We start from the raw sequence: 12,838 nt of genomic DNA, 5'->3' as shown, positions 1-12,838 counted from the left end.
GATAATTAGTTTACGACAAGGCGGCGAGAATGGGCAGACGGCGGGGGAATTATCGGAATAGCGCCGCCGCTGGCGATCGGCGGCGGCGGGGTCAGGCTCAGCGGCGGTTGCGCACCAGCTGATAACGGCGGGTCAGGTACTCTACCGGCGCACTCCAGATATGCACCAGGCGGCAGAACGGGAACAGCACGAACAGCGTCATGCCCAGCACCATGTGCAGTTTGAAGATAATCGCCACCCCTTCCAGGTGCGCAGAGGCGCCGGCGTGGAAGGTCACTACCGCCTGCGCCCAGGCCACCAGCTTCATCATTTCGCTGCCGTCCATATGCTGGGCGGAGAACGGAATGGTCAGCAGCCCCAGACACACCTGCACCACCAGCAACGTCAGGATCATGATGTCGGCGAAGCTGCTGGTGGCGCGCACCCGTGGGTTGGTCAACCGGCGCTTCAGCAACAGCGCGCCGCCGATCAGCGTCATCAGGCCGCAGGCGCCGCCGGCGATCATCGCCAGCTTCTGCTTCACGTCGATCGGCAGGAAGGCCTCATACATCCAGTGCGGCGTCAGCATGCCGAGGAAGTGGCCCGCGAAGATGCCGATAATCCCGATGTGGAACAGGTTGGACGCCAGCCGCATACCCTTTTTATCCAGCATCTGGCTGGAGCCGGCGCGCCAGCTGTACTGACCGTAGTCATAACGCAACCAGCTGCCGATCAGGAATACCGCGCCGGCCAGATAAGGGTAGATATCGAAGAAGAACTGATTCAAAAATTGCATGATTAGCGTCCTTTGGTTCCGGTTAACGCATCCGTCAGATCCAGATACTGTAGCGCCACCGCGCCGGCGAAGCGCCGCTGGTGCGCCGTCTGCTGGGCGGAGGCGCAGCCCTGTTCGCCGAGAAACTTGACCTGCTCCTCTTCCCACACCGCATCCAGCGCCTGCGGCGTATCGTCGCGCGCCTCTTGCGCCACCTGGGTCTCCAGCGCCTGGGCCTGCACCTCGCTGCCGGACAGCGCCAGCAGCAGATCGAACAGCACCGCGTACGGGCTTTCACGCTGTTGCAAGCGCGCGCCCAGCAGCGCCAGGATCGGCGCGATGTCCTGCAGCCCTTCCCGCGCCTGCGCCGCGCTGCGGCTGGCCAAATACTCCAGGTACAGCGGCAGGAAGTCCGGCAGCTCGCGGCTGTCGATCTCCAGCCCGGCGGTGCGGTACTGCGCCATCAGGTCAACCATCGCCTGGCCGCGATCGCGCGACTCACCGTGCACGTGCTCAAACAGCAGCAGCGAGGTGGCGCGGCCGCGATCGAACAGCTCGCAATAGTCAGCCTGAGCATCCAGCAACGGGCGCGCGCACAGGCGGCGGATAAACAGAATCAGCTGCGCGCTGTGGTGCAGATCCAGCTCGCTGGCCGGCTCCAGCGCTTCGATCAGCGCCTGCTGATGGTCAAACAGCACCTGCTCCGGATAATCCAGCAGGCGGGCGATCACTTTCAGGCTGATCATGAGGCATCCTCCGGCCGCGCGGTTTTCGCGGTCACGTCGATGGCGTCGATACGGCGGCTGTTGAACAGATTGAACTTGCCATCGCTGCCGTGGCAGCCGTCGCCGAAGCTGAAGCCGCACCCCTTGCTTTCCGGGAAGGCTTCGCGCGCCAGTTCGCGGTGGCTCGACGGCACCACAAAGCGATCTTCATAGTTGGCGATCGCCAGGTAGCGATACATCTCCTGCGCCTGCGCTTCGCTCAGGCCAACCTGCTCCAGCGCGCTGGTGTCCACCACGCCGTCGACGGTTTCCGCCCGTTTGTAGTGGCGCATCGCCAGCATGCGCTTCAGCGCCAGCAGTACCGGTTCGGTATCGCCGGCGGTCAGCAGATTCGCCAGATACTGCACCGGAATGCGCAGGCTCTCGACGTCCGGCAATACGCCGTTGTGCGCCAGCTCGCCGGCGTCGGCGGCGGACTGAATCGGCGACAACGGCGGCACGTACCACACCATCGGCAGCGTGCGGTATTCCGGGTGCAGCGGCAGCGCCAGCTTCCAGTCCATCGCCATTTTGTACACCGGCGACTGCTGGGCGGCTTCAATGACGCCCTGCGGCACGCCGTCCGCCAGCGCCTGAGCAATCACCTTAGGATCATGCGGATCGAGGAAGATATCGAGCTGGCTCTGATACAGATCTTTGTCGTTCTCCACCGCCGCCGCCTGCTCGATGCGATCGGCGTCGTACAGCAGCACGCCGAGATAGCGGATGCGGCCCACGCAGGTCTCCGAACAGACCGTCGGCTGCCCGGCTTCGATACGCGGGTAACAGAAGATGCACTTCTCGGACTTGCCGCTTTTCCAGTTGAAATAGATTTTCTTGTACGGGCAGCCGGTCAGGCACATGCGCCAGCCGCGGCACTTGTCCTGGTCGATCAGCACGATGCCATCTTCGCCGCGTTTGTAGATCGCCCCGCTCGGGCAGGTGGCGACGCAGGCCGGGTTGAGGCAGTGCTCGCACAGGCGCGGCAGGTACATCATGAAGGTGTTTTCGAACTGGCCGTACATCGCCTTCTGCAGGTTATCGAAGTTCTTGTCCTGCGAGCGTTTTTCGAATTCCCCGCCGAGGATCTCCTCCCAGTTCGGGCCGCTTTCGATCTTGTTCATGCGCTGGCCGGTAATCAGCGAGCGCGGGCGGGCCACCGGCTGGTGCTTGCCCTGTTTGGCGGTGTGCAGATGCTGGTAGTCGTAATCGAACGGCTCGTAGTAGTCGTCCAGCGCCGGCACGTCCGGGTTGGCGAAGATTTTCGCCAACACGCCGACGCGGCTGCCCATGCGCGGCTCCAGCTTGCCGTTGATTTTGCGGATCCAGCCGCCCTTCCATTTTTCCTGATCTTCCCAGGCGTGCGGATACCCGACGCCAGGCTTGCTTTCCACGTTGTTGAACCAGGCGTATTCCATACCTTCACGGCTGGTCCAGACGTTTTTGCAGGTGACCGAACAGGTGTGGCAACCGATGCACTTGTCCAGATTCAACACCATGCCGACTTGCGAACGAATTTTCATTTGCTGTTCTCCTGCTGACTGCCCTGCGCGTAGTCGTTGCCTTCGTCGTCCAACCAATCAATGCGGTTCATCTTGCGCACCACCACGAACTCGTCGCGGTTGGAGCCGACGGTGCCGTAGTAGTTGAAGCCGTAGGCCAACTGCGCATAGCCGCCGATCATGTGGGTCGGCTTCGGACAGGCGCGGGTCACCGAGTTGTGGATGCCGCCGCGTTGGCTGGTGATCTCCGAGCCCGGCAGGTTCACGATGCGCTCCTGCGCGTGGTACATCATGGTCATGCCGGCCGGGATACGCTGGCTGACCACCGCGCGCGCCGTCAGCGCGCCGTTGGCGTTGAAGGCCTCGATCCAGTCGTTGTCCGCGATGCCCAGATCTTTGGCGTCGTCTTCGCTCAGCCAGACGATCGGGCCGCCGCGCGACAGCGTCAGCATCAACAGGTTGTCGCTGTAGGTGGAGTGAATGCCCCACTTCTGGTGCGGCGTCAGGAAGTTCAGCGCCTTCTCCTTGTTGCCGTTCGGCTTGCTGTTCAGCAGCGGCTGCGCGGCACGGGTGTCGATCGGCGGCCGGTATACCAGCAGGCTTTCACCGAAGGCGCGCATCCACTCATGGTCCTGATACAGCTGTTGACGGCCGCTGAGGGTGCGCCACGGGATCAACTCGTGCACGTTGGTGTAGCAGGCGTTATAGGAAACATGTTCATCCTCCAGACCGGACCAGGTCGGGCTGGAGATAATTTTGCGCGGCTGCGCCTGAATGTCGCGGAAGCGAATTTTCTCGTCTTCCTTGTTCAGCGCCAGATGCCGGTGATCGCGGCCGGTGACGTTGCTCAGGGCCTCCCAGGCTTTTACCGCCACCTGGCCGTTGGTTTCCGGCGCCAGCGACAGGATCACTTCCGCCGCGTCAATCGCGCTCTCGATCTTCGGCCGCCCTACCGCCGGGCCGTCGGCCTTGACGTAGTTAAGCTGCTTGAGGAAGTCGACCTCGGTTTGGGTGTTCCAGCTGATGCCCTTGCCGCCGTTGCCCAGTTTGTCCAGCAGCGGCCCCAGCGAGGTGAAGCGCTCGTAGGTGGCCGGGTAATCGCGTTCCACCGCGATGATGTGCGGCGCGGTTTTGCCGGGGATCAGATCGCATTCGCCTTTCTTCCAGTCCTGCACGCCGTAAGGCTGTGCCAGTTCGGCGGCGGAGTCGTGCTGGATAGGCAAGGTCACCACGTCGGTTTCCTGGCCCAGATGGCCGACGCACACTTCGGAGAAGGCCTTGGCGATGCCCTTGTAAATCTCCCAGTCGCTCTTCGAATCCCAGGCCGGATCGACCGCCGCCGACAGCGGATGGATGAACGGGTGCATGTCGGAGGTGTTCATATCGTCTTTTTCGTACCAGGTGGCGGTCGGCAGCACCACGTCGGAGTACAGGCAGGTGCTCGACATGCGGAAATCGAGCGTCACCACCAGATCCAGCTTGCCTTCGCCGCCCTGCTCGCGCCATTCCACTTCCTGTGGCTTCACGCCGCCCTGCTGGCCGAGATCTTTCCCCTGGATGCCGTTTTCGGTGCCCAACAGGTATTTGAGCATGTACTCATGGCCCTTGCCGGAAGACCCCAGCAGGTTGGAGCGCCAGACGAACAGGTTGCGCGGGAAGTTCTGCGGATTGTCCGGCTGCTCGGCGGCGAAGCCCAGCGTGCCGTTTTTCAGGCCGTCGACGGTGAACTCGACCGGTGACTGGCCGGCGGCGCGGGCCTGCTCCGCCAGGCGCAGCGGGTTGGTGCCCAACTGCGGCGCCGACGGCAGCCAGCCCATGCGCTCGGCGCGCACGTTGAAGTCGATCAGGCTGCCGCCGAAGCGCGACTTGTCCGCCAGCGGCGACAGCAGCTCGTCGGTGCCGACAGTTTCATAGCGCCATTGGCTGGAATGGTTGTAGAAGAACGAGGTGCTGTTCATGTGGCGCGGCGGGCGCTGCCAGTCGAGGCCAAACGCCAGCGGCAGCCAGCCGGTTTGCGGCCGCAGTTTTTCCTGGCCGACGTAGTGCGCCCAGCCGCCGCCGCTCTGGCCGACGCAACCGCAGAAGATCAGCATATTGATCAGGCCGCGGTAGGTCATGTCCATGTGATACCAGTGGTTGACACCGGCGCCGACGATGATCATCGAACGGCCGTGGGTCTTCTCGGCGTTTTCCGCGAACTCGCGGGCAATGCGGATGATGTTGTGGCGCGACACGCCGGTGATCTGTTCGGCCCAGGCCGGGCTGTAGGCCTTGACCTCGTCATAGTCGGCGGCGCAGTTGGCGTCGTCCAGCCCGCGTTCCAGGCCGTAATTGGCCAGCGTCAGGTCATACACGCTGGTCACCAGCGCTTCGCTGCCGTCCGCCAGCCGCAGGCGTTTCACCGGCAGCTTGTGCAGCAGGATCTCGTCCAGCGCCACGCTGTTGAAATGCTCGCTGTCGGCGCCGCCGAAGTACGGGAAGCCCACCTCGGCGACGTCGTCATGCATGCCCAACAGGCTGAGCTGCAGCTCGACTTCCTGTTGCGATTTGCCCTCGCGCTGTTCCAGGTTCCACTTGCCCTTCTCGCCCCAGCGGAAACCGATGGAACCCTGCGGCGCCACCAGATCGCCGCTGTGGCTGTCGATGGCGACGGTTTTCCACTCAGGGTTGTTTTCCTGGCCCAATCCGTCCACCAGATCGGCGGCGCGCAGCAGGCGGCCGGCGGCGTAGTGGCCGCCTTCACGCGGCTCCAGCAGCACCAGCATCGGCATGTCGGTATAGCGGCGCACATAGTCGCGGAAGTAGCCAACTTCGCGGTCGAGATGGAACTCTTTCAGCATTACGTGGCCCATCGCCAGCGCCATCGCGCTGTCGGTGCCCTGCTTCGGATTCAGCCAGTGGTCGCACAGCTTGGCGACTTCGGCATAGTCCGGCGTCACCGCCACGGTTTTGGTGCCCTTGTAACGCACTTCGGTAAAGAAGTGGGCGTCCGGGGTACGCGTCTGCGGCACGTTGGAGCCCCAGGCGATAATGTAGGAGGAGTTGTACCAGTCGGCGGATTCCGGCACGTCGGTCTGCTCGCCCCAGGTCATCGGCGAGGCCGGCGGCAGATCGCAGTACCAATCGTAGAAGCTCAGGCAGGCGCCGCCGATCAGCGACAGGTAGCGGGCGCCGGCGGCGTAGGACACCATCGACATCGCCGGGATCGGCGAGAAGCCGATAATGCGGTCCGGGCCGAAGGTTTTGGCGGTATAGACGTTGGCGGCGGCGATCAGTTCATTGACCTCTTGCCAGCTGGAGCGGACGAAACCGCCGCGGCCGCGCGCCACCTTGTAGCTTTTGGCTTTTTCCGCATCGCCGACGATAGAGCCCCAGGCCGCGACCGGATCGCTGTGCTGCGCTTTCGCTTCGCGCCACAGTTTGAGCAGACGCTTGCGCATCAGCGGGTATTTCAGCCGGTTGGCGCTGTACAGGTACCAGGAGTAGCTGGCGCCGCGCGGGCAGCCGCGCGGTTCATGGTTAGGCAGATCGGGACGGGTGCGCGGATAGTCGGTTTGCTGGGTTTCCCAGGTCACCAGACCATTCTTCACGTAGATCTTCCAACTGCAGGAACCGGTACAGTTCACGCCGTGGGTGGAACGCACCACTTTGTCGTGTTGCCAACGGCTGCGGTAGCCGTCTTCCCAGTCGCGGTTGGTGTTCAAGGTCTGGCCGTGATCGCCAGAAAAAGGCTCCGCCAACTGCTTGAAATAGCGGAAACGGTCTAAAAATTTGCTCATCCGGAATGCTCCTGAAGGCTCTTGTCGTTATAAGAAGACATGCTCAATCTGCCGCCAGCCTACTGACGGCCAACCGGCGGCAAATTGATTGCGATCAAGAGAAAGCGGGAGGCGACGCGCGCGTCGAGGATGAAATACCACCAAAGTATAGGTGCGAGACTTAACTTTAATTAATTGAATTTGAATGAATAAATCAGGAATTCATGACAGAGACTGACGGGCGGGGGGCAAGGTGGGGTATTTGGGGGTAGGACGCGGGAGAAACCTCCCGCGTGATGCTAACTCGTCGCTTTCAGCGTTGAAGCCACAGCGTCGCGGTGCCCACTGCGGGCAACGCCAGCTTGACCTCCGTGCCCTCTCCCTGCTGCCGCCAGCCCGCCGGAAGGCGCAAGCGGGTGCTTCCCTCTCGATAGTAGGGGTTGGCTACCAGCAGCAAGGCGCGATCGCCCAGAATAAACATCCGCGCCGGCATTTGCGGGTCGCTTCCCGCCAGCGGCGTCGATTTTCCCGTCAGCAGATAAGGGGTGAAAGCGGCAATTTGCTGCGACACGGCAGCCACGCCACGCCAGGTGGCGTCAAACTCCCGTTGGTCGAAGCGGCCGGTTTTACGCTTGTAAAACAGATCGGTATAAGAATAAAACAACAGCCCCTTAGCGCCGCCGATCAGCGCCTGCCAGGCCTGGTTGCGGATTTCCGCCTCTGACGGCGGATGTGGCTTGCGGCGGGCGTCATAAGCGGCGTGATCCATGATTTGCATCACCACCCAGGCCCCGCGTGCCTGGCGGGCGGCCTGCACCGTCAGTTCGGTATAACGCGTAGTGCGCGTCAGATCGCGATCGTTCCCCACCGGGTAAGGGTCGGTCGCCAAAATGTCGCTGCTGTTAAAGTAGGCGTCCAACTCCCCGGTTTTGTTCAACACCTGGAAGGTGGGGTGATCGCCGTCAAGCCGCTTTATTTGCAGGTTTTTTTCCTCGATCTTATCGAGATATTCCGGCCCCAGTTCATCGTTGATGTACCAGGCGAGCAGGTTGGGCTGAGAGCGCAAGCGCTGCACGTACCAGGCCGTCATCGCCGCGTAGTCGCCACCGCGCACGGCCGGCGCGAAACGGCTGCCGCGGTACTGATCTTTGACGGAGTAAATGACCAGCAGCCCGCGCTTGCGTGCGTTGCGGAAAAAGGCGTAAGGATCTTTCTTTTCCCCATAATCATAGTTCAGCACCGTGTTGAATCCCGCCGAGGCGATGCGCGCCAAATGTTCATCGGTAGCCACGTTGGCGTAAATGCCCAACGGGAAAAGCCGTTGACCATCGCGCAGGGTAAAGCCTTTGCTGTCGATCGCCACTTTGGCCGCAGGCTGGCCAACGCGAAAAGACAGCTCGCTGCCCTGTGCCGGCTGGGATTGCTGACCGGTGACCTGCTGACGCAGGCGGTACTCCCCCTGGGCCAGACCGGTCGGCAGTGGGTATTCGATACGGCGCTGCCCTTCAACTTGATAACGGTCGCGGCTACGGTGAACAACCTGCCCCTCGGCATTAAGCAATTCGCTATCGACCTGCAAATGCTGCGGCTGCGCAGTGACTATCAGCGTGTCGACCTTTCCCTGCGCCGACGCGCCGAGCTGATACAATGCCGGCTTAGGCGCTCGAGTACACGCATAGGCGTCGTCAAACCAGACGGTACCGGTGGTCCCCTTACGCAGGTAAACGCCAAAAGTGATTCGCGCCGCCTGCGGCGGCACGGTATAGCTGGCGTTCACCTGCCGCCAACCGCTGTCGCCGGTCACGCCAGCCGGATAGCTGCCTTCCAGAAAGCGCCCCTGCGCATCAAAGCTTTGCAGATAAACCCCGGCGCCGCCGTCGCGGCTTTGCCCGCGTACGCCGCGGGTCTTGAGCCAGACGCCGAAATCGATCGTCTGCCCGGGCACAACCTGCAGCGCCTGGTTGAAGGTACGGTACTGCGCTGCATCTGCATTGTCATAACGCAGACTGCCACGGCCGCTGTGCGTATCGCCGTCGCCCTGTGCGCCCTGCGCGCGCCAGCCGCTGAGCCCCTGCTCAAAGCCGGGGTTGGCCAACAGATTGGGTTGGCAGCTCTGCGCCAGAGCCGAAGCGCTCCACAAGGCGCAACAGCCCAGAGCCACCCTCTGATACATCCCCCTCATGGTCACTTCCTTTTCACCACGGCATTGAACAGATAGGTGGCGAACAGATAGCAAGATTTCTGGTAAGACAGCCCCAAATGCTGACGGTAAATCCGCCATTGCCAGTCCGCGGCGCGGATTTTGTTGCCCGACAGCGAATGGGTAGACAATCGGTAACAGGCCAGCGGTTCGGGAATGCAGTAGGCCAGGCCGTTACGCGCCTTCTGCAGCACCGCCAGCCACATCAAATAGTCCTCATGGCCCACTTTTTGCTGATACACCTTACCGATGCGCCTCTGGTTGTAGATGCCGGTGAGATTGCCAATCCAGTTGCTTTTCAACATATCCTGATAACCAATAAGCTCATCCGCACCACGGGTGTTTTTGATCAATTTCAGGTCGTCTTCGAAGGTGTAATAATGTGAGCACACCACGTCGTAGCGGCGGGTTTGCAAAATGCTCGCCTGCCGCGACAGCTTGTTGGGCAGCCATACGTCATCACTGTCGCAGAAGGCGATATAGTCGCCTTTCGCCGCCTCAATGCCGATGTTGCGCGTTTCCGCCACGCCCTGGTTATGCTCATTACGGATATAGGTGAGGCGATCGTGGATAAACGGCCGTACCACCTCGGCAGTATCGTCGGTAGACGCATCATCGATCACATACAGGTGATAATCGGTAAATCGCTGATTCAGCACGCCTAGAATCGACTCTTTAATAGAGTTCGCAGCATTGTAGGCCGGCATTATCACGGATATCTTTTCCATTCTGTCCTCACTCGGTGAGCTGTTGCCACTGGGGATAAATACGTTCGGGAGAAAAACGACGAGACTTCTCTAACGCGGCGATAGAGAAGTGCTCGCGCAAACCCGGATCGAGCATCAGTTTGATCACCCCTTCGCTGAAGGCGGCGGCGTCGTCATCGGGCACCAGATAGCCGTTGACGCCATCGTCTATCAACTCGGCCGGGCCGGTCTTGCAGTCGTAGGCCACCAGCGGCAGGCCGAAACTCATGGCTTCGATCAACACCATCGGCAATCCCTCATAGCGAGAGGTCATCAAATACAGGCTGGCCTGGCGATAATAGTCCGCCACGTCAGCGGTGGCCGGCAGCAGACTCACCTGCCGCTCCAGCCCGGCGTCTTCAATCTGTCGCCGCAATGCGTCGCGCTCCGGACCGTCGCCAATAATCAGCAGACGCCAATCCGGCGCCTGCGCCACCACCCCTCGCCACAGTGCGATCAGTCGATCGAAGCCTTTCTGATTGCTCAATCGCCCCACCGCCAGCGCCACCTTTTTTTGCAGCGCCGGCGTCGGCGCCTGTGCGCCGAATGGCGAAACGTTCTCGATCACCCGACATTTTCCGGCCCCCACCCAGCGAGCGATGGCGTCGCTATCTTGCCGCGTCAGGAAAATCACGCGATCGCTCAGCCGGTAAACCAGCAACTTCAGCCACTTAAATACGCGCGGATACTGGTGAAAGCTGACGTGCTCACTTAATAGCAACCGGCTGCGGGCACAGAACAAACGCAGAAAAGGCGTCATCACCACCGACAGTTTTCCCATAGAAACGGTAATGATCACGTCCGCGCGTTCACGCCGCAGCGCCAATGCCAGCCGCCATGGCCAGAACAGCGAATCGCCACCGCCGCAGCGCAACCGGACGTCACTCGCCAGCGGAAAGAAGCTCCGCTCGCCAAACAGCGAAAACACCGCCACCTCATAACCCGGCAGACGCGCCAGCGCGTTGGCCAAACCGCTGGCGACCCGTTCAGTACCGCCCTTGCCCGCGATATTTTCGATAACGATGATTACCTTGCGTGCTTGCATATCATCTCCTGAATCCCTGGCGCACATTGCGCAGCAGCCGGCCGCCAACCGAGAACAATCCCAACCGCGCCAGACAATCGCCATACCATTTGATCACCTTGAACTTGCCGCTCAGGCTGTGCCGCACGATGCGCGACGAGTAATAATTGAACGCCTGGGCGTTTTCCGAATACAGCGAGGCCAGCAGATGCTTGCAGGCGAATCCGCTGATATGGCGATCGCTGGGGCTGAGGAAGGTATTGATAAAGCGGTCGCTGGCCTCCAGATTGAGCTTCGCCGTCATGCGCCCATAGCGCCCTACGTCGAGAAACACCCCTCCGCCGGCGTCGTGCGCCACATGCGCGCCCAAATTGGTGGCATTGACCAAAAAACCCCAGTCCTGATGCTTATTGAGGAACTCGGGAAATAAAAAGCGGCGATCGCTTTTTTTACGGATGCTGATGGTGGATGAACGAATATCGCCCATTTCCAGAAAAAGAAAATCCTCGCCGGAGGAACCGGATTTATAATGGAAGTTGAAATCACGCACCGAATCGCCGCTCACCTCCGCATAGTTGCCGAAGATAATATCAATATGGCGATCCTCATGTTTATTCATGCGACGAATAATATAGTTGGTCGTGAAGTAATCATCAGAGTCGAGGAAAAACACGATCTCCGATTGCGCTAACTTGGTACCTAAGTTGCGCGACACCGCCGCATTGCTCTTCTGTTTTTTCTCATGCAGCATCACATTGCTATTCGTCGCCGCTATCTGACGAATATACTTGATATCATCCTCGTCAGAGCAATCATCAACCAAAATCACCTGATAGTCGAATCCTTGGCAAGCGTTGAAAATCCGCTTCAGCGTTTTCGGCAGGTAGCGTGCACTATTATAAATAGGGATAACGATCGAGAAATCCATTTCTTAACCCTCCAACTTAGAATTTATCATTTCTTTTCCACGGCAAAGCAACAATAACGACACGTTAAATACCGGGACCAAAAAATAGGTTTCCGTAAAGGTTGTCAGCAGGAAAACAACCACCACCCAGCGCATGAACCGACTCAGCCTGCGCATATTGCCCAACAGGTGAAAATAACAAAAAAGCATGACGACAGAAGCGATGCCACCGGCCGAATAAAACATGGCGATGAAGAAGAAATCGACGGGCTTATAAGGCTCTATATTCATGCCGAACAGCGGATTGGGTAGCCCCACCGCCTGAAACATCTGCCAGGAGAACCAGATTCGCCCGGTCAACGCCTGGTTCAAGAGGACGTCCAAGGCCGGATTACTCCCCCAGCGTATAACGCTGGCGAATTGAAAGCCTACAATGGCCAACGTCAGCGCGATGCAGACTTTTCTGTTCGGCGCGACACGCAGCAGCGGCGCCAGCCAAAACAGCAACAACATCAACAGCGCCAACATAAAACAGGTGCGAGAATAGGAATACATCAGCACCGGGAGAATTAACGCCGATACCGCCAGCGAAGCGATATTTTTCATTCCTCGCGTTAATTTCGCATGGTCGATCAGGCACAGCAATGTGGCGAACAAGGCAAAAGAATAATACGCCAGGGTATTCGGATTATCGAACCCCAGCGTTAATCGATTGCCGTAACGCTCATCAAGGTAAACAAACCCATCGGTGTAAAAGATATAGGGAATAACCACCAGTAACCCTGCCACCACAAAGGTGATGGCAAACATTCCAGCGCCACGCCCCATTTCGATGCGACGAAATAAAATGATCACCGCCGTGCTGAATACCGCACCAAACAGATAATCACCATGACCGGTGGCAATATTAACAAGAAACAGCAGAACCAAAAAACCCGCAACCGCCTTTTCCGCCAGCGTAGCGATAAAAAATGCATAGCCAACATAGAGCAACATCAAGCCATTAAGCCCCATGACCGCTTTATTAATCAGCTCGCTATTGAACGATCCCGAGGTCAGGAACGTTTTCACGAAAAACATCAGCAGGAAGGTCAATACAATTGATTGATTGACTAAATCTCGCGACTGATTATAACCCGCATTGGCATGCATTTGAAAATTGGAGGCGACTCTTTGCATAAGC

At 59.6% G+C, this 12,838-nt stretch carries 9 protein-coding genes; all 9 read right to left on the bottom strand.

The genetic code is table 11. The annotated features are described in order from the left end of the window. Positions 1–97: 97 nt before the first annotated feature. The 9 genes from narI to N6G83_RS03510 all read right to left on the bottom strand — a co-directional run bounded on the left by narI (position 98) and on the right by N6G83_RS03510 (position 12,834). Entirely contained in the window at positions 98–775 is a 678-nt protein-coding gene (narI, locus tag N6G83_RS03550; protein ID WP_025303199.1) for a respiratory nitrate reductase subunit gamma, read from the bottom strand. A 2-nt stretch (positions 776–777) separates the two neighbouring features. Continuing rightward, the gene (gene narJ, locus N6G83_RS03545; protein WP_142590290.1) at positions 778–1,500 is read right to left on the bottom strand and encodes a nitrate reductase molybdenum cofactor assembly chaperone; all 723 of its coding nucleotides are present in this window, start codon (positions 1,498–1,500) and stop codon (positions 778–780) included. Next, the gene (gene narH / locus N6G83_RS03540; RefSeq protein ID WP_025303201.1) at positions 1,497–3,041 is read right to left on the bottom strand and encodes a nitrate reductase subunit beta; all 1,545 of its coding nucleotides are present in this window, start codon (positions 3,039–3,041) and stop codon (positions 1,497–1,499) included. The genes narJ and narH overlap by 4 nt, the downstream gene beginning before the upstream one ends. Next, complete coding sequence (locus N6G83_RS03535; RefSeq protein WP_060433303.1) at positions 3,038–6,799, bottom strand: nitrate reductase subunit alpha; 3,762 nt, start codon at positions 6,797–6,799, stop codon at positions 3,038–3,040. Before N6G83_RS03535 ends, narH begins: the two co-directional genes overlap by 4 nt. A 292-nt stretch (positions 6,800–7,091) precedes the next feature. Next, positions 7,092–8,951 (bottom strand): carbohydrate-binding protein CenC, encoded by a 1,860-nt coding sequence (locus N6G83_RS03530; protein ID WP_053089862.1) that lies wholly within the window; start codon positions 8,949–8,951, stop codon positions 7,092–7,094. Positions 8,952–8,962: 11 nt separating this feature from the next. Then, on the bottom strand, positions 8,963–9,706 hold the full coding sequence (locus tag N6G83_RS03525) for a glycosyltransferase family 2 protein (protein WP_260514714.1): 744 nt from the start codon (positions 9,704–9,706) through the stop codon (positions 8,963–8,965). Positions 9,707–9,713: 7 nt separating this feature from the next. Then, on the bottom strand, positions 9,714–10,769 hold the full coding sequence (locus N6G83_RS03520) for a glycosyltransferase family 4 protein (protein WP_049209033.1): 1,056 nt from the start codon (positions 10,767–10,769) through the stop codon (positions 9,714–9,716). Position 10,770: 1 nt separating this feature from the next. Then, positions 10,771–11,676 (bottom strand): glycosyltransferase family 2 protein, encoded by a 906-nt coding sequence (locus N6G83_RS03515; protein WP_025303206.1) that lies wholly within the window; start codon positions 11,674–11,676, stop codon positions 10,771–10,773. Positions 11,677–11,679: 3 nt separating this feature from the next. After that, a complete protein-coding gene (locus tag N6G83_RS03510) occupies positions 11,680–12,834 on the bottom strand; it encodes a hypothetical protein (protein WP_260514712.1) in 1,155 nt (384 codons plus the stop codon). Positions 12,835–12,838 lie beyond the last annotated feature (4 nt).

The sequence above is a fragment of the Serratia sp. PL7 genome (assembly GCF_945957435.1).
Note: the sequence above shows the minus strand (reverse complement) of the source record. Positions and strands in the feature narration are given on the sequence as shown.